Raw genomic sequence first — 17,760 nt, 5'->3', positions numbered from 1 at the left:
CCACGGGGTCACTTCTCCGCGAGGACCGGCTCGACCATCGACCGCAGCTGCTCGGCGTTGACCGGGACCAGGGTGCGGGCGGCGATCTTGCCCTCCTTGTCGAGGACGATCGTGGAGGGGATGGCGTTCGGGTTGAGCGTGCCCTTGGGGAAGCGGAGCATCAGCTTTCCGGCGGGGTCGTAGAGGCTCGGGTAGGTGATCCCGTAGTTCTCTTCGAAGGCGATCGCGTTCTGCTTGCTGTTGTCGCGCGTGTTGATCCCGACGAAGGCGACGTCCTTGCCGGCGTCGGCGTACTCCTTGGAGACCGTCGCGAAGTGGCCGGCCTCGGCGCGGCACGGCGGGCACCAGGAGCCCCACACGTTGAGGACCACGACCTTGCCCTTGAGCGCGCTGGTGTCGAGGGTCCCGTCGTCGACCGTCTCGCCGTCGAGCTTGGGGGCCTCGGCCCGCTCCTCCTTGGACACGGTGGAGATGCCGCTCGCACCCGTGACGTAGTTGCCGCCGGACCCGCTGACCGGCTTGCCGCCGTCCGGGCCCCCGCACGCCGACAGCGTGAGGGCACCGGCCAGGGCCGCCACGGCCAGCAGGGTGGCACGGCCGCCGGTCGAGCGGCGGCTACTACGACGGATACGCGCGCGGCTAAGGCTCATGTGAAAAGTTTCGCATGAGCAATTCGCGGATCTTCCGCACCCCCCGGAGCGGTGTCCGCGCCCTGGTCACGCCGCGCCCAGCCGCCCGTCAGGCGGCGGTCATGTACGCGCTCCAGCCGCCGGCCGGCGGCTGGCCGGGGCCCAGGCCCCGGAGCCTGGCGAGCACCCGGGGGTCCTGGACCTCCAGCCAGTCGGTGAACTGCCGGAAGGATACGAGCCGTACATCCCTTTTGTCCGCCATGCCCTTGAGTGCCTCCTCGACGGCGTCCATGTAGATGCCGCCGTTCCACTCCTCGAAGTGGTTGCCGATGAACAGGGGCGCGCGGTTGGTCTCGTAGGCCCGGCGGAAGCCGCCCAGGTAGGTGGCCGTGGCCTGGGCGCGCCAGCCGGGGTAGTTGGCGGGCACGCCCCTGGTCGTGCTCTTCGACTGGTTGGCGAGGATGTTGTAGTCCATCGAGAGGACCTCGAAGGAGTGCCCGGGGAACGGCAGGGACTGCAGCGGCAGGTCCCAGACGCCGGACCGGCGCACCGGCCAGACCTGGAGACCGCCGGGGGAGCTGGCGTCGTAGCGCCAGCCCAGCCGCTGGGCCGTCGGCAGCAGGGCGTCCCGGCCGAGGAGGCAGGGGGTGCGGGCGCCCTTCAGCTCCTTGGCGTAGTCGAAGGGCAGGGGTTCGAGGTCGGTGAATCCGGTGTTCGTGCGCCAGTTGGTGACGAACGACACGGCCTGGTCGATCTCGCTCTGCCAGTCGTCCGGCGTCCACCTGCCGACCGAGCCGGAGCCGGCGCAGAAGTGGCCGTTGAAGTGGGTGCCCATCTCGTGCCCGTCGAGCCAGGCCTGGCGGACGCAGGTGAGGGTGGAGCGGACGTTCTCGTCCTTGAGGTAGCCGATGTCCGAGGCCCCGACGGGGTTGTTCGGCGGCCGGTAGAGGTGCCGCTTGGACTCGGGCAGCAGATAGATGCCGGAGAGGAAGAAGGTCATGGCCGCGCCGTGGTCCTTGGCGAGCTTGAGGAAGCGCGGGAAGAGACCGTTGCCGATCTCCCCCGCGCCGTCCCAGCTGAAGACGACGAACTGCGGCGGGGTCTCGCCCGGCTGGAGCGGCACGGGCGCGTCCGGCTGGTTCGGCTGCGGGCCGGTGTCGGCGGTGGAGCCGTCACCGATGGGCCTGGCCGCCGGCTTCTCGCCGGGCTTGGGGTTCTTCGGGTTCCTGGCGGGTCCGGGAGCGCCGGGACCGGAGGTCTCCGATGAGCCGCAGCCCGCGATTCCCATCGCGGCGGCCGCACCGAGTCCCAGTCCCAGCAACCCCCTCCGACTGACTCCCCTGATGTCGCGCATGTCACCGTCCCCACTGTCGATCACCCATACCGACCCGAAGCCCATATAAACGGACAATCAGATTGGATATGCGAGCTGACACGGTGATTCCCGCGCGACCTCTTTTTAGTTGGGAAGAAACGTAACGCCCCGTAACAGTCCGTCGATCAGGCGCCGAACGCCTTGGACGCACCCTTCACCGGCTTGGCCCCGGCCAGCAGATGGGCCGGGACCAGGTCCCGGGCCGGCTCGCTGTAGCCCACCGACACCAGCTTGTCGCCCTGGAAGGTGAAGGAGGTCATCGAGGCGAGCGTGCACTGCCGGCGCCGCGGGTCGTGCCACAGCCGGCGCTTCTCCGCGAAGCTGCGCACGATCCAGATCGGCAGCTGATGGCTGACCGCCACCGCCTCACGGCCGCGGGCCGCGTCGCGCGCCGCCTCCAGCGCGCTCATCATCCGGACCACCTGCTCCACGTACGGCTCGCCCCAGGACGGCTTGAACGGGTTCGTCAGGTGCTTCCAGTTGCCGGGCTTGCGCAGCGCGCCGTCACCGACACCGAAGGTCTTGCCCTCGAAGACGTTCTCCGCCTCCAGCAGCCGCGCGTCGGTCGCCAGGTCCAGGCCGTGGACCTTGGCGATCGGCTCGGCCGTCTCCTGCGCGCGCTCCAGCGGGGAGGACACCACGTAGGCGATGTCCCGGCCCCTCAGGTGCTCGGCGACCCGGTCCGCCATCTGCCGGCCCAGCTCGGAGAGGTGGTATCCGTCACGGCGCCCGTAGAGCACGCCCTCGGGGTTGTGCACCTCGCCGTGGCGCACCAGGTGCACGACGGTGAGCTCGGGGGTGGCGGGCGTGGCGCTGCTGCTCATGCGGTGGCCTCCGCGGCGGCTCGGGCGGCGGCCGGCAGCGCCGCCGCGACGCGCTCGATCGCCTTCTCGTCGTGGGCGGTGGAGACGAACCAGGACTCGAAGGCGGACGGCGGCAGGTAGACGCCCTGCGCCAGCATCGAGTGGAAGAAGGCGTTGAAGCGGAAGCTCTCCTGCTTCTTCGCGTCGTCGTAGTTGCGCACCTCGTCCTCGGTGAAGAAGACGGAGAACATGTTGGACGCGGTCTGCAGCCGGTGCGCCACGCCCTCCTTGGCGAGCGCGCCGGTGACCAGGCCCTGGATCTGCTTCGAGACCGCGTCGACCTTCTCGTACGCGGCCGCGTCCAGCAGGCGCAGCTGCGCGAGACCGGCGGCGGTGGCGATCGGGTTGCCGGAGAGCGTGCCCGCCTGGTAGACGGGACCGGCCGGGGCCAGGTGGCCCATGACGTCGGCGCGGCCGCCGAACGCCGCGGCGGGGAAGCCGCCGCCCATGACCTTGCCGAAGGTCATCAGGTCGGGCTTGACCCCGTCGACGCCGTACCAGCCGGCGCGGGAGGTCCGGAAGCCGGTCATGACCTCGTCGGAGACGTAGAGCGCGCTGTGCTCCCGGCACAGGTCCGCAAGCCCCTGGTTGAAGCCCTCGGCGGGGGTCACCACGCCCATGTTGCCGGGCGCCGCCTCGGTGATCACGCAGGCGATCTCGCCCGGGTGCGCGGCGAAGGCCGCCCGTACCGCTTCGAGGTCGTTGTAGGGGAGGACGATCGTGTCGCCGGCCTGCGCACCCGTCACACCGGGGGTGTCCGGAAGCGCGAAGGTCGCCAGACCGGAACCGGCGGCGGCCAGCAGCGCGTCCACGTGACCGTGGTAGCAGCCGGCGAACTTCACGACCTTGGCGCGACCGGTGAAGCCGCGGGCCAGCCGGATCGCCGACATGGTCGCCTCGGTGCCGGAGGACACCAGGCGGACCTGCTCCACGGGTTCGACGCGCGCGACGATCTCCTCGGCGAGCGCCACCTCTCCCTCACCGGGCGTACCGAAAGAGGTACCGCGGGCGACGGCCGCCTGGACGGCCCCGATCACCTCGGGGTGCGAATGGCCGAGGATCATCGGCCCCCACGAGCACACGAGGTCGACGTACTCACGACCGTCGGCATCGGTGAGGTACGGACCGGTCCCGGACACCATGAACCGGGGCGTACCGCCCACGGCGCGGAAGGCGCGCACGGGAGAGTTCACGCCGCCGGGGGTCACGAGGGAGGCGCGCTCGAAGAGCGTCTGCGAAACTGGGGCTTCATACGGGTACGGGTAGCTCACACCTGCCATGGTCTCAGAGGCCGCGACAGACTTGCGGACGGGCGTTTCACCGCGTCGCCGCGGGGGAGGTCACTGCCATGATGATCAGGCTGCGTGGCGGGGGCCGCGGGGCCGGGGCGAGCAAGACCAGTCGGGTGGAGATATGCAACGCGGTGGTGGACCGGGCGAGGGTACGGACGGCCTCGACCCGCAGCGCGCCCGCGAAGCCCGCGAGGCCCGCCGCCGGGGCAAGCACCGGCGCCACGGCATGGAGGCGGCCGACGCCGCCCCCGGGCCGGCGACCCCGCCCGAGGACCTGCCCAAGGGCCGCGGCATGGGAGTGACGTACAAGTACTTCGGCGCCCCCGACGGCGCCACGGCGGCCCGGGTCCCGGTCACGATGCGGCCGGAGGAGCTCGGCGGCGACGAGCTCGGCATGGGCGGCCTCTTCACCAAGATCAAGCCGGAGACGGTGGCCGCGATGGTCCTGACCGGCATCGAAGGCATACCCCTCCACAAGGTGCCCCCGCTGGAGCTGGTCGTCCTCCACCCCGACTACGCGGTGGTCAAGCTCCCGATGACCGTGGTCGACCCGCTGCGCGGGATCGGCGAGGAATCGGTGGGCGCGGCGGCCTTCATCTGGTCCACGGTCCCGGACCGCGGCGGCCCGAGCGACGCCTTCAACGTCTACCAGCTGCTCCACGAGTGGCAGGACTTCAGCCACCGCCTCCACGAGGCCGGTCACCAGCCGTACTGCCTGGTCTGGCCCTGACCGCCGCAGGTGCCCGGCGCGCGGGCCGCCCTCAGACACCCGCGCGCAGCGTTTCGGCGGGGAGGATGCGGGCGGCCGCCAGGGCCGGGTAGAGCCCTGCGGCCAGACCCACCACGAGGCCGACCAGCGGGCCAGCGGTGGTGAGGACGGGGTCGAGGACCACCAGCCAGTTCTTGGCCAGGCAGGTCACCGCGGTGATCTGGATGCCGAGCACCGTGCCCACCACGCCGCCGGCCAGCCCGACCAGGCCGCTCTCGATGCAGAACTGTCCGGCGACCGCCCGCCGCGAGGCGCCCAGCGCCCGGCGCAGGCCGATCTCGGAGCGCCGCTCCAGCACGGACACGTACGCGGTGTTGCTGACGCCGAGCGCGCCCACACCCAGCGAGACGGCGGCCAGGCCCAGGAACAGGGCCCGGGTCTGCGACTCGACCCCGTGGCGCAGGGACCGGGGGTCCGGCGGCACCAGCGCGACGAGCTTGTCCGGGGCGCCCGGGGCCAGGGCGAAGGGGGCCTCGTCGCCGACCTGGTCGGCGGCGCCCAGCTCCGTACGGATGACCATCTCCGCGGGGGCGAAGCCCAGCCCCGCCGGATCCTGCAGAGCGGCCCAGTAGGGAATGACCACCGAACCGGTCAGGTTCGTGTCGCCGGTCGGCGCCCGGAAGACGCCGAGCACGCTGAAGGCGACCCCGTTGACGTGGATCACCGAATTGCCGGCGCCGCCGTCCACGGTCAGCCGGGAGGCGGCGGCCGTGTCGATCAGGGCCACCCGCTCGCGCCGGGCGTCGTGCCCCGTGTCGAACCAGCGGCCCTGCGTGAGCTCGGCCGACATCGCGAGCAGCGCCTCGGGCTGCGCGGCCATGACCGTGCCCTCGGGCAGATCGTTCCCCGTGCCACCGGGCAGCCGCGACACGGCCGGCTGCTCGCCGGCCCGGCTGACCAGACCGGCGCTGCGGACGCCGTTGAGGTCGCGCACCCGCTGGGTGTCACCGCCGTCGGGCCGCGGCCGGACCCCGCCGACCGGCTCCGACGGGTACTTGACCGTCACCCGCGTCGCCTTGAGCGCGTCGAACTGGTCGGAGACCGCGCCGGCCGCGCTGGCCGTGATGCCGAGCGTGGCCAGGGCGGCGGCCAGACCCACGGAGATGCCCACCATGGTCAGCAGCGTGCGGAACCGGCGGCCGAACAGCGCGAGGAACGCCTGGACGAGCAGATCCGCCGCCGACGTCCGGGGGTGCCCGGGCGGCCTGCCCCTCCTCCGGCTACGCCACACGGCCGTCCACCACCTTGAAGACGCGATCGGCCCTGGCCGCGACATCGGGTTCGTGCGTGACCACGACCACGGCCCGGTCCTGCGCGACCAGTCCCGTCAGCAGGTCCATCACGCGGGCCGAGTTGGCGGTGTCCAGGTTGCCGGTCGGCTCGTCGCACAGGACGACGGCGGGCCGGTGGACGATGGCCCGCGCGACCGCGACCCGCTGCCGTTCCCCGCCGGAGAGGGTGGTGGGCCTGACGTCGAGCCGGTGCCCGAGGCCCACGGACTCCAGCGCCCGCACGGCCTGCGGCCGCCGCTGGGCGCGCGGCACGCCCAGGTGCACCAGCGGCAGCGCCACGTTCTGCACGCAGGTCAGGTGCGGGACCAGGTGGAAGGCCTGGAAGACGAAGCCGAGCGTCTGGGCCCGCAGGGCGGTGCGGGCCCGCTCCGACAGGGCGGTGGTGTCGTTGCCCTGCAGCAGGTACCGGCCGCGGGTCGGGACGTCGAGCAGTCCGAGCACGCTCAGCAGGGTGGACTTCCCGGAACCCGAGGGGCCGACGATGGCCGCGAGCCGGCCGGGCCGGATGTCGAGCGTGACGTCGGCCAGCGCGTGCACGGGCGGCGGTCCCGGATACGTCTTCGCGATGCCGGTCATCTCGATGACGGGGGGCGGGGGCAGGGGCAGGGGCGGGGCGTCCTCAGTCATCGGCACCGCCCGGGGCAGCGCCCGAGTCGCCGCCCGCCGGGCCGCCGCGGCGGACGAGGACGACCGTCTGGCCGACGGCCAGGTTCTCGTCGAGCGCGCGGACCGCGCTGAGGCCCTCATGGGTGAACAGCACCTCGACCGGGATGTTCCGCTCCTTGCCGCCCCCGGTGCCGGTGACGGTGACCGTGGACGAGCCGCCGAGGTCGGTCCAGACCGCCGACACCGGAACGGTCAGCGCGCCCTTGGGGCTGCGCCGCAGCTCGACGCTGATCTGCTGGGCCGAGCCCTCCTTGGCCTCCGCACCGGTGGGTACGAACAGGGCCTCGTGCTGGCCGCCCCCGGCGCCCGGGGCGCTGCCACTGCCGGTACCGGCTGCCGCGCCCGTTCCCGCCGTGGCCGCGCCGTCCTGTCCCCCGCTCCTGCCCTGCTGGTCGCCGCTCTTGCCGTCCGAGGGGCTGGTGAGGGAACCCAGGGTGCCCTCCCTGCCCTCGTACGGGCCGGTGCCGAAGCGGATGACCGCGTCGGCCGGCAGATCGCGCAGCCGCGTGCGCTGGTCCGCGCTGAGGGCGGCCCGCACCTGGCGGCCGCCGCTGCCGAGGACCACGAGCGGCTTGTCGGCGGCGTCGCCGATCGCTGCGGAGACCTGCACCACCGTGGCCGGCAGGGCGCCGACGTACGTGACCTCCGCGGCCGGCAGCACCTCGCCGGGCCCGGCCGGCCCGGCGGCGGGCGGCGCGCTCGCCCCACCCGTGCCGTTCGCAGCGCCCTTGCCGCCGTTGCCGCCCGTACTGCCAGTGCCGTTCGTGCCGGGGGCCGCGCCGGTGCCGCCGTCGGTCTCCGCACCGCCCCGGGGAGCCGTGCCGCCGCCCGGGGACGCGCCGCCCCCGCGGTCCGGGCCCGAGCCGGAACCGCCGCCCCCGGTGGTGCTCTGCCCCTGCCCCGCGGGCGCCTCGTACCCGGCCGCCGCGTACAGCTTGCGGACCGCCTCGACGGTGGCCGGGCCGTACGTCCCGTTCACCGCCGTCCCGTACAACGGCTGCAGCGCGCGCTGCAGTTGCTGCACGTCCGGACCCTTGTCGCCCGCCTTCAGGTCCCGGTACGCGGGGAAGCGCCCCGGCAGCAGCAGGACCGGCCGGCCCGACACCTCCGCGACGACCGCCCCGGCCTTGAGGCTCTTGCCCGCGGCCGCCGGCAGGGCCGTCACGACCGCACGGCTGGTGCCCTGCGGCTGGACACCGGTGATGGTGGTGCGGGAGGCCGTCTCGACCTTCCCGGTCAGGTCCATCCGCTCGACGAGCTGCTGGTCGGAGACCTTCGCCGTGATCTGGGAGGGCGGCGGCGCGGCGGCGTTCGAGGCACGCTGCTCCGGGGTCCTGGCCTGGGAGGCGATCCACCAGACCGAACCGGAGCCGCCGAAGAGCACGACGGCGACGGCGACGGCGACCAGGCCCCGCCGAGACCTCCGCCGCGCACCCGTCGCCCGCCCGCCGGCCGGCCGGTCCACCTGTGTCTCCACCTGTGTCTCATCGGCTTGTTCGAGGCTCATGACAGTATTAGGACGTCTCTCGCAGTAGATCCTGGGCCTTGCCCTTGGCCTTCGTGATGAGTTCCAGCCACGCCGTGATCTCCGCTTCGTGCTTCACCAGCGAAGCGGCCGAGGCCTTGCTCTTGGCCTCCCGCGCCTTGGTGTTGAGACCGGCCTTCGTGCCGCACTCGGCATCGGTGGTGGCCTGCTTGATCTCGGCACGCTGGGCGTTGTCGAGCGCCGCGGTGTCACCGTCGGGAATATTCGAGTAATGCGAGAGAGCCGATTCCCTGGCCTTCTCCGGAGTCCCGATTTCCGGATATCCGCCGGCCTTCATGCAGGCAGCCCACTCGGAAACCGCCTTCTGATATCCGTCGTCATCGGCGAGGATATGCGCGCTGTTCTGCTTGACGCTGTTGTAGACCGTCCAGTTGAGCCGGAGGTACTCCTTCACGTCCCCGTACACGGCCTTGAGCGTTTCACCGCGGCAGCCTTTCGAGGGCACCATGACCTTGCCGCCTCCGAAGTCGAACTCCACACCGCCCTCGGGCTTGTCGACGTACCCGTCCATGGCCATGCTGTGGGCCCGCTTGACGTCCTCGGGCAGCGCGTCGAAGTCGTCCGGGCCCTCCTGGGCCTTCTGGTTGTCCGACCTGCGCGGGTCCGCCCCGTAGCCCACGCTGCGCGCGGTCTCGGCCGACGGGGAGAGGTCGTCGCTGCGCTTCTTGCCGCTGTTGGTGGCGGTGCCGTTCGCCGGGAAGACCTTGAAGCCCTTGTCGTTCATGCACTTGCGGATCAGTTTGGACTCCGCGTCACGCTCCTGGTCCAGCGCCGCGTTGGCGCTGTCGAGGGCCGTCTGCGCCCTGCGGGCCGTCTCCATGTCCTGCGGGGCTTCCTCCGAGCAGGCGGAGGCGGCCGCGCCCAGCAGCACCGTCACCGCGATCGCCGTCATACACCGGGTGCGCTTCTTCAATGTCCGTGTCCTCTTGGAGGTGCGGCCGGGCCGCCTCCGCGATGCGGGGCGACCCAGCCTTCAGGCGGTGATCAGCAGCCGTTGCCGTCGTTCAGGGTGTTGCTCGCGCCGTCGTCGTTGGCGTCCCAGTAGTAGTTCACGGAACCACCCGGGACGAGGCAGATCTCCACGCCCCACGTCATCCAGCGACCCCCGTAGGTCTTGGACGACTGACCGCGCCGGTTCCACCAGGAGCTGTCGGCCTCGTAGACGGCCGGCATGTCGATGTCCCAGCGGGCGGACTCGTACTTCGTCCGGTACATCGAGTTGTTGGTGCTGTAGTTGCTGTCCTTGTAGATGCAGAAGTTGCCGTCGTAACACGTACGGTCCACGGCCGCTGCGGACGGCGCCGCGGCGATGACGCCGGCCACGGCCGCCATCGCGATGAATCCGGCCGAAATCCTCTTACTGAGCACTCGTGACTCCCCCTAGTCGGGTGGTGACTGATGCAGTGAGAGGGCAGGGCAGCCGAAGCCCTTCCCCCCGGTCGGCTGAGATCAGGCTAGGCCACGCCCACCGGAAACAAAAGGTCAATTGCCTTTATCAGAGCGGCTGTTGATGATTGGAATTGATCATTCACTGATCGATTCCCGATGCGCGAATCCACCATTCCGGCACACCGGCACCCGCCGGGAAATCAGGGGTCGGCGCAGGTCAGCCCCACGGGTACCGGGAGGGGGCGGCGGAGCGCCGCCGGAGCCGCGCCACCCGGATGCGCGCGGTCCGGATGAACCCGAACACGGCCTGAAAATAGACGCGTTCACGACCTGCGCCGCGCCGCCGAGGCCGAAACCCGTGGAGCGGCGGCCCGCGCCTCCCTAGAGTGGCCCGATGGAGACCCGAGTACGGCTGGAGCCCTGGTCCGCCGGGGACTTCTGGCTGCTGGAGCGCAAGAACGAACCGGCCATGACCCGGTTCCTGGGCGGCCCGGAGCCGGCCGCGAAGCTCGCCGACCGGCAGCGGCGCTACGAGGCCCTGAGCGCGCGGGAGCCGGCCGCGGGCCGGATGTTCCGCGTCGTGCGGACCCCGGCCGGGACAACCCCCGCCGACGGCGACGGGCACGACGGCGGCGACATCGACGGCGGACGCGCCGAGAGCGTCGGCTCCGTCGGCTTCTGGGAACGCGAGTGGCGGGGCGAGCCGGTCTACGAGGCCGGCTGGGGCATCCTGCCCGAGTTCCAGGGCCACGGCCTGGCGGTGGCGGCGCTCACGGAGCTCCTGGCGTACGTCCGCGCCCACGGCACCCGCGACAGCGTGCACGCCTTCCCCGGCACCGACCACCCCGCGTCCAACGCGGTGTGCCGACGGGCCGGCTTCACCTGCCTGGGCGAGGTCGACTTCGAGTACCCGCCCGGCGTGCCCCACCCGAGCCGCGACTGGCGCTACCGGGTGGGGCGTGCGCAGGGCGGCCTCACACCGTCAGGATGATGCGGCCGCGGACCCCGGGCGTCGCCAGGCGGGCGTGCGCCTCGGCCGCCTCGCCGAGCGGGAAGGTCTCCGCGACCCGCAGGGTGAGCGCCCCCTCGTCGACCAGGGCCACCAGGCGGGCCAGGTGCGCCCCGTCCGCCGCGACCTCCTGCTCCACGACCCGCACACCGCGCTCCGCGGCCGGAGCGTGGTGCGGGATCAGGCCCACGTAGACCCCGCCGTCGCGCACGGCGCCCAGCGCGGCCCCGCCCAGTACCGCCGCGTCCAGAACCCCGTCCACGGGCCCGGCCGGAGCCTCGCCGCGCGGGACGAACCCGGTCGCGCCCAGGGACCGTACGAACTCCTCGTCCTCGGCGCCCGCCAGGGCCGTCACCTCCAGGCCGGCCCGCACGGCGAGCTGGACGGCCAGGCCGCCGACGACGCCCGCGGCTCCGGTGATCAGCACCGTGGAGCCGGGGGCGAGCCCGAGCAGGTCCACGGCGCGGGCGGCGGTGAGGCCGGCGAGCGGGAGCCCGGCCGCGGTCACCGCGTCCACGGTGGCCGGGGCGGACGCGACGGCGGCGGCGTCGACGACCACGTACTGCGCGTGCGTGCCGAGCGGCTTCACCTGCCCGTAGTGCAGGCCCACGACCCGGTCGCCGATGCGCCGGCCGGTCACCCCGGCGCCGATCTCGTCGATCTCCCCGGACACGTCCCAGCCGAGGCCGAGCCGCTGCCCGGCGCCGCCGAAGACCCCGGCGACGACCGCGCCGTCCACCGGGTTGAGCCCGGCGGCGGTGACCTTGATGCGGAGCTGGCCGGCGGCGGGGCGGGGCGCAGGGACCTCGGCCAGTTCGACCCGCTCCGGGCCGCCGAACCCGGTCACCACGGCCGCCAGCATCGTCTGCTCGCTCATCTTCGTCTCTCCCGTTCGCTCGTGCGTTCTCGTGCGTTCTCGCGTGTTCTCACGCGTTGTCGCGTTCCCGATGAGCACTAACTTAAGGAGAGGTACTCTCTTTTCGTAAGTACGCACTCCGAGGTGCGTACCCGACCCGGAAGTGGGGCACCCATGGCCACCAGCACCGCCGCGGCCCGCCGCGAGGAAGCCCGTACCGCCTACGACGCCTTCCTCAAGGAATGCCCCACCAGCCAGCTCCTGGCCCGCATCAGCGACAAATGGGTCGGCCTCATCGTCAGCGCCCTCGGCCAGGCCGAGAACCGCTCCATGCGCTACAGCGACCTCGGCCGCAAGATCCCCGGCGTCAGCCAGAAGATGCTCACCCAGACCCTGCGCTCCCTCGAACGCGACGGCCTCGTCACCCGCACCGTCACCCCCACCGTCCCCGCCCGCGTCGACTACCGGCTCACCGACCTCGGCAGCAGCCTCGGCTGCCTCCTGTCGTCCGTGAAGCTCTGGGCCGAGAACCACTTCGACGAGGTCAGCACCCACCGCGACACCTACGACCAGGCCACCGCGACCCCGTAATTCGACCCCGTAATTCGGCCGCGGCCACCACACCGGAAATGGCATGCTGAGCGGGTGAACGGACCCGGCATTCAGCTCACCCTCGCCCCCGAACTGCGCCTCTTCGCCCCGCCCAGCCGGCGCGCCGACCGCGTACCGACCGCGACCGACGGCGCCTCCAGCCTCGGCCACGTCGTCGAATCGGCCGGCGTCCCGCTCACCGAGGTCGGCCGCCTCCTCGTCGACGGCCACGAGGTACCCGTCTCCTACGTGCCCCGCAACGGCCAGAACGTCGAGGTGTACGGCGTCGAACGACCCCAGCAGGTCCCCGGCGCCCCCCTCCGCTTCCTCCTCGACGTCCACCTCGGCACCCTCGCCCGCCGCCTGCGCCTGCTCGGCGTCGACGCCGCCTACGAGAACGAGGACATCGGCGACCCCGCCCTCGCCACCCGCTCCGCGGCCGAACAGCGCGTACTGCTCTCCCGCGACCGCGGACTCCTGCGCCGCCGCGAGCTGTTCGCCGGCGCGTACATCTACAGCGACAACCCCGACGAGCAACTGCGCGACGTACTCGGCCGCTTCGCGCCCGCCCTCGCACCATGGACCCGCTGCACCGCCTGCAACGGCCCGCTCCACGAGGCCGACAAGGAGAGCGTCGGCGACCGCCTGGAACACGGCACGCACCGCTCCTACGACGTGTTCGCGCAGTGCGGCGAGTGCGAGCGCGTCTACTGGCGCGGCGCCCACCACGCCCGCCTCGAACGGATCGTCGACGAGGCCCTCGTGGAGTTCGGCACGGCCTGACGCCCCCTAGAAGGCGTAGGCGTCACCCGTGTCCAGCGCCAGCACCACGTGCTCGTTGTTGGTGCGGTTGCGGTCCGTCGCACCACCGTTCCACCACGTGTCGACCCGCACCGCCACCTCCGGCTCCTGCTCCCGCAGCTCCAGCCGCAGCCCGATGTGCCGGCCCCGCCCGTGCAACGGCAGCGGCCCCGTCTCGCACACCACCTCGCGCAGCCCCGCCCGCGCGCAGCCCTCCGCCAGCTCCTGCCGGTCCGCGAGCTCCGCCGACAACCGCACCCGCACCGTCGCGTTCGGCAGCGCGGCGGGGCCGTCGTTCTCCGGAACCAGCCAGATCCGCAGCCGCGCCCCCGACAGGGCCACCCGGCCGTGGTAGGCCACATCGGCCTCCGGCCCGTCCCACGCCGGCACCGGCGCCCGGTCCGACACCGGGGCCGACGCCTGGGCCGACCCGGGGACACCCGCGCCGAGCGCCAGCAAGCCCGCCACCACCACACCTCGTACGGCACCACGGCGCACCGACACCACCTCCTCGCGCGGAGGCTAGCCACCCACGCCCCCGACCGGTCGGACCATCACACGAACGAGGGCGCGCCCACCCCCATCTGCCGTGCACACCCCCGAGCCGTCACGCACGCCCCGCGCGGCCGCCGGGCCGCGCCTATGCTGGCGGGGAATCGCCCGTACGAACGACCCACGAACGACCGAGGAGCCCGCACATGAGCACGGCCGCCACCCGAACCGCCGTAGTCACCGGCGCGAGCAGCGGCATCGGCGCGGCCACCGCCCGGCAGCTCGCCGCAGCCGGCTACCACGTCGTCCTCACCGCCCGCCGCAAGGACCGCATCGAGGCCCTCGCCGCCGAGCTCACCGAGGCCGGCCACCAGGCCACCGCGCACGCCCTCGACGTCACCGACCGCGCCGCCGTCGACGCCTTCGCCGCCTCCCTGGACCGCTTCCCCTCCGTCGACGTACTCGTCAACAACGCCGGCGGCGCCATCGGAGCCGAGCCCGTCGCCACCGGCGACCCCGCCGACTGGCGCACGATGTACGAGGTCAACGTCATCGGCACGCTCCACGTCACCCAGGCCCTGCTCCCCGCCCTCACCGCCTCCGGCGACGGCACGGTCGTGGTCCTCTCCTCCACCGCCGGGCACGCCACGTACGAGGGCGGAGCCGGCTACGTCGCCGCCAAGAACGGCGCCCGCGTCCTCGCCGAGACCCTCCGACTGGAGATCGTCGGCCAGCCCGTACGCGTCATCGAGATCGCCCCGGGCATGGTCAAGACCGAGGAGTTCGCGAAGACCCGCTTCCGCGGCGACGCGGAGAAGGCCGAGAAGGTCTACGCGGGCGTCGCACAGCCCCTGTCCGCCGACGACGTGGCCGACACCATCACCTGGGCCGTGACCCGCCCCAGCCACGTCAACATCGACCTCCTGGTGGTCCGCCCCCGCGCCCAGGCCTCGAACACCAAGGTCCACCGCGAGCTCTAAAGGACTCCCGCCGCCTTCAGGTGCGGCATGAGGGCCGCCGGCTTCAGCCCGGCGGCCCTCGCCGCGTCCAGGGCCCGCCGCAGGTCCGCCTCCAGGGTCGGCGTGAAGTGCAGCAGCACGATGTCCCCGGCCTGCAGCCGCGGCGTGGGCGGGGTCTCGCCCCAGGTGGTGAAGTCGTGCGTCCAGGTGACCAGCGCCTTCACCCCGCACGCCTTGGCCGCGAGCCGCACGTCGTCGTTCACCGCCCCGTACGGCGGCCGCAGCAGCTTCGGCGTCCGCCCGAAGGCCGCCTGCAGCCGCTCCCCGGCCCCGCACACCTCGGCGTCCTTGCCGGCCGCGTCGAGCGTCGTGAGGTCCGGGTGGCTGACGGTGTGGTTCTCGACGGTGACCCGCCCTTCCTCCGTGAGCCGGGTGAAGTAGGCGGTGTCGTACGAGATCGCCCCGGGCAGCAGGAACAACGAGGCGGGCACCCGCTTCTCCAGCAGGATCCGGGCCGCGCCGGGATCGTGGTTCCAGCCGTCGTCGACGGTGATGAAGACGACCTTCTCCCGGGTCGGCACATGCGACACGACGGGCGGCAGCCCGGCCTTCGCCCGGGCGGACCCGACGGCCCCGAGAACGAGCGACAACGACACGAGCGCGGCGGTCAGCACGCGGGATCTCCACATGCGGCACACCTTGGTCTAGACCATCTCGCGGGTCAACCCTCCTGCCCCAAGCGGAAGTTGACGCCCCGCATCCCTGGAGCCCGTACGGGTGATACGCACGGAATGTCGGCGGGCACGGCTACGCGCACGCGGCGCAATGTGAAATTCCGTCACACGTTCGAGCGATCATCGGGGGATCGGCCAGGCCCGCCAGGAATCCGCACCTAAGTTCAGCCGCAACGCGAACGGCCCCCGCCCGGGATGGCAGTCCCGGGCGAGGGCCTCACCAACAGGGAAGAAAGGCCTTCCTCATGGCTGAACAGGACCTTAGCGCCGCCGCGCGCTTCATGGACCTCACCGACCCCCGCTACGCCTACATGTTCGGCTTCCTCCAGGCCGATGGGCACCTCGCGCAGGGCGCGGGGCAGAAGGGCAAGCTCACCGCCGAGATCAACGCACGGGACATCCACATCCTCCGCGAGTTCCAGCAGCTCACGCCCTACTTCAGCTCCATCACGGAGCGCGTCAGGAGCACGAACTTCGCCGAGTGCCACCCTTCCGCAACGTGGAGCCTCTGCTCCCTCGAAGCCCGGAGCACGATCAACCGGCTTGGCATGCCCTATGGGCGCAAGTCGAGGACGATCAAGCCGCCCCGCGTGGAGTTCTCCCGCCGCGACTACCTTCGAGGGATCATCGACGCCGACGGATCCGTCGGCTACACGGGCAAGGGCCTCCCGTTCGTCTCACTCACCACCGCCAGCACGGCGATCGGCGCCTACCTCTGCCACTACGCCAAGAAGGTCACCGGAGCGGAGCGGACCATCAAACGCAATGCCCGCGACGGGATCTACAACGTCCTCTACACCAAGGAAGCGGCGATCGAGCTGGCCGTGCACCTGTACTACGACGGCTGCCTGGGTCTGGAGCGCAAGAAGGCCAAGGCAGCCGAAATTCGCGGCTGGCTCCGACCGGCTGACATGCGAGTCGCCCCGCCCCGCCGCCGCTGGACCCCGAAGGACGACGAGACCCTACTGCGGTTGAACGACCCCGCAGCGGCCGGGATCGCCCTCGACAGGACCGAGCAGAGTTGCTCGATGCGCCTCTGGCGCCTGCGGACCGGCAAAGCCTGAGCAAGACGACGCGGAGGGGCCCGGGCCGATCACGACCCGGGCCCCTCCACTCCCCCGACATCCGCGCCCGGGCCTCAGCCCTTGATGCAGATGACCTGCTTGAGCTTGGCCACGACCTGCACCAGGTCGGTCTGCTGGTCGATGACCTGCTCGATGGACTTGTACGCGCCCGGAATCTCGTCCACGACGCCCGAGTCCTTGCGGCACTCGACGCCCTTGGTCTGCTCCGCCAGGTCACGCGCCGAGAACCGCTTCTTCGCCGCCGTCCGGCTCATCTTCCGGCCCGCGCCGTGCGAGGCCGAGTTGAAGGACTTCTCGTTGCCGAGACCCTTCACGATGTACGAGCCCGTGCCCATGGAGCCCGGGATGATCCCGTAGTCACCGCTGCCGGCGCGGATCGCGCCCTTACGGGTGACCAGCAGGTCCATGCCGTCGTACCGCTCCTCCGCCACGTAGTTGTGGTGGCAGCTGATCTCCCGGTCGAAGGAGACCTTCGCCTTCCGGAACTCCTTCCGGAACACCTCCTTGAACAGGCTCATCATCACGGCGCGGTTGTACTTCGCGTACTCCTGAGCCCAGAAGAGGTCGTTGCGGTACGCCTCCATCTCCGGCGTGGCCGCGAGGAAGACCGCGAGGTCCCGGTCCACGAGTCCTTGGTTGTGCGAGAGTCCGCGGGCCACGTCGATGTGGAAGGCAGCGAGCTCGTTGCCGATGTTCCGCGATCCCGAGTGCAGCATGAGCCACACCGAACCGGACGAATCGATACATACTTCGCAAAAGTGATTTCCTTGGCCAAGGGTTCCCATTTGCCGCATCGCTCGGTCCCGCCGGAACTTCACCGCGTCCGCGACGTAGTCGAAGCGCTCCCACAGGTCCCCGAAGCCCGCATCCGTGAATCCGTACAGCCGCGACGGGTCCACCGCCTCGCGGTGCATCCCAGCCCCCACCGGGATCGCCCGCTCGATCTTCGAGCGCAGCCCCGACAGGTCCCCCGGAAGGTCGTTCGCCGTCAGGGACGTCTTCACCGCCGACATTCCGCAGCCGATGTCCACGCCCACCGCCGCCGGGCAGACCGCGTCCTTCATGGCGATGACCGAGCCGACGGTGGCTCCCTTGCCGTAGTGGACGTCCGGCATGACGGCCAGACCCTTGATCCAGGGGAGGGTGGCGACGTTGCGCAGCTGCTGCATCGCGCTGTCCTCGACCGACGCCGGGTCGGTCCACATCCGGATCGGGATCTTTGCCCCGGGTACCTCTACATACGACATAAGGAATCAATCCCCCGAAAATCACAGAAAAGTCAGAATGCGCAAAAGCCTCGCTCTTGATCCCAAATACGACAGGGGACCGGCGCCAGCACCAGCGTGTGCGATAGACATTGTGTCCAGCCGCGCCCAAGTCGCGGCAACGCATTTTCCTGACCGTCGGGGGGC

General features: G+C 71.7%; 19 protein-coding genes. 6 read left to right on the top strand and 13 right to left on the bottom strand.

Annotated features, from left to right (window positions below; translation table 11 throughout):
• Window positions 1-8: 8 nt before the first annotated feature.
• From ACXNSR_RS22415 to hemL, 4 genes are all read right to left on the bottom strand, one after another.
• A complete protein-coding gene (locus ACXNSR_RS22415; RefSeq protein ID WP_458637310.1) occupies window positions 9-650 on the bottom strand; it encodes a TlpA family protein disulfide reductase in 642 nt (213 codons plus the stop codon).
• Window positions 651-738: 88 nt separating this feature from the next.
• On the bottom strand, window positions 739-1,974 hold the full coding sequence (locus ACXNSR_RS22410) for a polysaccharide deacetylase family protein (RefSeq protein WP_458643363.1): 1,236 nt from the start codon (window positions 1,972-1,974) through the stop codon (window positions 739-741).
• A 155-nt stretch (window positions 1,975-2,129) separates the two neighbouring features.
• Window positions 2,130-2,828, bottom strand: coding sequence for a histidine phosphatase family protein (locus tag ACXNSR_RS22405; RefSeq protein WP_458637309.1), 699 nt, complete (start codon window positions 2,826-2,828; stop codon window positions 2,130-2,132).
• The gene (gene hemL, locus ACXNSR_RS22400; protein ID WP_458637308.1) at window positions 2,825-4,147 is read right to left on the bottom strand and encodes a glutamate-1-semialdehyde 2,1-aminomutase; all 1,323 of its coding nucleotides are present in this window, start codon (window positions 4,145-4,147) and stop codon (window positions 2,825-2,827) included. The genes ACXNSR_RS22405 and hemL overlap by 4 nt, the downstream gene beginning before the upstream one ends.
• A gap of 133 nt (window positions 4,148-4,280) precedes the next feature.
• Between hemL and ACXNSR_RS22395 the strand changes: the two genes are divergently transcribed.
• Window positions 4,281-4,889 (top strand): hypothetical protein, encoded by a 609-nt coding sequence (locus ACXNSR_RS22395; RefSeq protein WP_458637307.1) that lies wholly within the window; start codon window positions 4,281-4,283, stop codon window positions 4,887-4,889.
• A gap of 31 nt (window positions 4,890-4,920) precedes the next feature.
• Here ACXNSR_RS22395 and ACXNSR_RS22390 read toward each other — a convergent pair whose 3' ends face one another.
• The 5 genes from ACXNSR_RS22390 to ACXNSR_RS22370 form a co-directional block, all read right to left on the bottom strand.
• Window positions 4,921-6,159 (bottom strand): ABC transporter permease, encoded by a 1,239-nt coding sequence (locus ACXNSR_RS22390; RefSeq protein ID WP_458637306.1) that lies wholly within the window; start codon window positions 6,157-6,159, stop codon window positions 4,921-4,923.
• Window positions 6,149-6,847 carry an ABC transporter ATP-binding protein gene (locus ACXNSR_RS22385; protein WP_458637305.1) on the bottom strand — a complete coding sequence of 233 codons (699 nt, stop codon included), beginning with the start codon at window positions 6,845-6,847 and terminating at the stop codon, window positions 6,149-6,151. Before ACXNSR_RS22385 ends, ACXNSR_RS22390 begins: the two co-directional genes overlap by 11 nt.
• Window positions 6,840-8,393: a peptidoglycan-binding domain-containing protein gene (locus ACXNSR_RS22380; protein WP_458637304.1), complete on the bottom strand. Its 1,554-nt coding sequence runs from the start codon at window positions 8,391-8,393 to the stop codon at window positions 6,840-6,842. Before ACXNSR_RS22380 ends, ACXNSR_RS22385 begins: the two co-directional genes overlap by 8 nt.
• A gap of 7 nt (window positions 8,394-8,400) precedes the next feature.
• Window positions 8,401-9,324: a hypothetical protein gene (locus ACXNSR_RS22375; RefSeq protein ID WP_458637303.1), complete on the bottom strand. Its 924-nt coding sequence runs from the start codon at window positions 9,322-9,324 to the stop codon at window positions 8,401-8,403.
• A 92-nt stretch (window positions 9,325-9,416) separates the two neighbouring features.
• On the bottom strand, window positions 9,417-9,800 hold the full coding sequence (locus tag ACXNSR_RS22370) for a hypothetical protein (RefSeq protein WP_458637302.1): 384 nt from the start codon (window positions 9,798-9,800) through the stop codon (window positions 9,417-9,419).
• Window positions 9,801-10,215: 415 nt separating this feature from the next.
• On the opposite strand from ACXNSR_RS22370, the gene ACXNSR_RS22365 reads away from it, so the two are divergent.
• Window positions 10,216-10,812: a GNAT family N-acetyltransferase gene (locus ACXNSR_RS22365; protein ID WP_458637301.1), complete on the top strand. Its 597-nt coding sequence runs from the start codon at window positions 10,216-10,218 to the stop codon at window positions 10,810-10,812.
• On the opposite strand, the gene ACXNSR_RS22360 is transcribed toward ACXNSR_RS22365, so the two are convergent.
• A complete protein-coding gene (locus ACXNSR_RS22360) occupies window positions 10,796-11,692 on the bottom strand; it encodes an NADP-dependent oxidoreductase (RefSeq protein ID WP_458643362.1) in 897 nt (298 codons plus the stop codon). The genes ACXNSR_RS22365 and ACXNSR_RS22360 overlap by 17 nt on opposite strands.
• Window positions 11,693-11,860: 168 nt before the next feature.
• On the opposite strand from ACXNSR_RS22360, the gene ACXNSR_RS22355 reads away from it, so the two are divergent.
• Together ACXNSR_RS22355 and ACXNSR_RS22350 are read left to right on the top strand one after the other, a co-directional pair.
• Window positions 11,861-12,277 carry a winged helix-turn-helix transcriptional regulator gene (locus tag ACXNSR_RS22355; protein WP_458637300.1) on the top strand — a complete coding sequence of 139 codons (417 nt, stop codon included), beginning with the start codon at window positions 11,861-11,863 and terminating at the stop codon, window positions 12,275-12,277.
• A 54-nt stretch (window positions 12,278-12,331) separates the two neighbouring features.
• Entirely contained in the window at window positions 12,332-13,060 is a 729-nt protein-coding gene (locus ACXNSR_RS22350) for a Mut7-C RNAse domain-containing protein (RefSeq protein ID WP_458637299.1), read from the top strand.
• Window positions 13,061-13,066: 6 nt separating this feature from the next.
• On the opposite strand, the gene ACXNSR_RS22345 is transcribed toward ACXNSR_RS22350, so the two are convergent.
• Window positions 13,067-13,546 carry a hypothetical protein gene (locus ACXNSR_RS22345; RefSeq protein ID WP_458637298.1) on the bottom strand — a complete coding sequence of 160 codons (480 nt, stop codon included), beginning with the start codon at window positions 13,544-13,546 and terminating at the stop codon, window positions 13,067-13,069.
• 230 nt (window positions 13,547-13,776) lie between these two features.
• On the opposite strand from ACXNSR_RS22345, the gene ACXNSR_RS22340 reads away from it, so the two are divergent.
• The gene (locus tag ACXNSR_RS22340) at window positions 13,777-14,550 is read left to right on the top strand and encodes an SDR family NAD(P)-dependent oxidoreductase (RefSeq protein WP_458637297.1); all 774 of its coding nucleotides are present in this window, start codon (window positions 13,777-13,779) and stop codon (window positions 14,548-14,550) included.
• On the opposite strand, the gene ACXNSR_RS22335 is transcribed toward ACXNSR_RS22340, so the two are convergent.
• Window positions 14,547-15,218, bottom strand: a complete 672-nt coding sequence (locus ACXNSR_RS22335) for a polysaccharide deacetylase family protein (protein WP_458637296.1) — start codon at window positions 15,216-15,218, stop codon at window positions 14,547-14,549. The genes ACXNSR_RS22340 and ACXNSR_RS22335 overlap by 4 nt on opposite strands.
• A gap of 290 nt (window positions 15,219-15,508) precedes the next feature.
• Between ACXNSR_RS22335 and ACXNSR_RS22330 the strand changes: the two genes are divergently transcribed.
• On the top strand, window positions 15,509-16,327 hold the full coding sequence (locus ACXNSR_RS22330; protein ID WP_458637295.1) for an LAGLIDADG family homing endonuclease: 819 nt from the start codon (window positions 15,509-15,511) through the stop codon (window positions 16,325-16,327).
• A gap of 74 nt (window positions 16,328-16,401) precedes the next feature.
• Here ACXNSR_RS22330 and ACXNSR_RS22325 read toward each other — a convergent pair whose 3' ends face one another.
• Window positions 16,402-17,595 carry an RtcB family protein gene (locus ACXNSR_RS22325; protein WP_458637294.1) on the bottom strand — a complete coding sequence of 398 codons (1,194 nt, stop codon included), beginning with the start codon at window positions 17,593-17,595 and terminating at the stop codon, window positions 16,402-16,404.
• Window positions 17,596-17,760: the final 165 nt, after the last annotated feature.

The sequence above is a fragment of the Streptomyces sp. NC-S4 genome, assembly GCF_054353315.1.
This window is presented reverse-complemented; position numbering and strand designations above follow the sequence as displayed.

Bases quoted from the DNA above. Each gene is read 5' to 3' on its own strand.
- ACXNSR_RS22415 (WP_458637310.1), bottom strand. From the start codon at position 650: ATGAGCCTTAGCCGCGCGCGTATCCGTCGTAGTAGCCGCCGCTCGACC.
- ACXNSR_RS22405 (WP_458637309.1), bottom strand. From the start codon at position 2,828: ATGAGCAGCAGCGCCACGCCCGCCACCCCCGAGCTCACCGTCGTGCAC.
- hemL (WP_458637308.1), bottom strand. From the start codon at position 4,147: ATGGCAGGTGTGAGCTACCCGTACCCGTATGAAGCCCCAGTTTCGCAG.
- ACXNSR_RS22395 (WP_458637307.1), top strand. From the start codon at position 4,281: ATGCAACGCGGTGGTGGACCGGGCGAGGGTACGGACGGCCTCGACCCG.
- ACXNSR_RS22385 (WP_458637305.1), bottom strand. From the start codon at position 6,847: ATGACTGAGGACGCCCCGCCCCTGCCCCTGCCCCCGCCCCCCGTCATC.
- ACXNSR_RS22380 (WP_458637304.1), bottom strand. From the start codon at position 8,393: ATGAGCCTCGAACAAGCCGATGAGACACAGGTGGAGACACAGGTGGAC.
- ACXNSR_RS22375 (WP_458637303.1), bottom strand. From the start codon at position 9,324: ATGACGGCGATCGCGGTGACGGTGCTGCTGGGCGCGGCCGCCTCCGCC.
- ACXNSR_RS22365 (WP_458637301.1), top strand. From the start codon at position 10,216: ATGGAGACCCGAGTACGGCTGGAGCCCTGGTCCGCCGGGGACTTCTGG.
- ACXNSR_RS22360 (WP_458643362.1), bottom strand. From the start codon at position 11,692: ATGCTGGCGGCCGTGGTGACCGGGTTCGGCGGCCCGGAGCGGGTCGAA.
- ACXNSR_RS22355 (WP_458637300.1), top strand. From the start codon at position 11,861: ATGGCCACCAGCACCGCCGCGGCCCGCCGCGAGGAAGCCCGTACCGCC.
- ACXNSR_RS22340 (WP_458637297.1), top strand. From the start codon at position 13,777: ATGAGCACGGCCGCCACCCGAACCGCCGTAGTCACCGGCGCGAGCAGC.
- ACXNSR_RS22335 (WP_458637296.1), bottom strand. From the start codon at position 15,218: ATGTGGAGATCCCGCGTGCTGACCGCCGCGCTCGTGTCGTTGTCGCTC.
- ACXNSR_RS22330 (WP_458637295.1), top strand. From the start codon at position 15,509: ATGGCTGAACAGGACCTTAGCGCCGCCGCGCGCTTCATGGACCTCACC.
- ACXNSR_RS22325 (WP_458637294.1), bottom strand. From the start codon at position 17,595: ATGTCGTATGTAGAGGTACCCGGGGCAAAGATCCCGATCCGGATGTGG.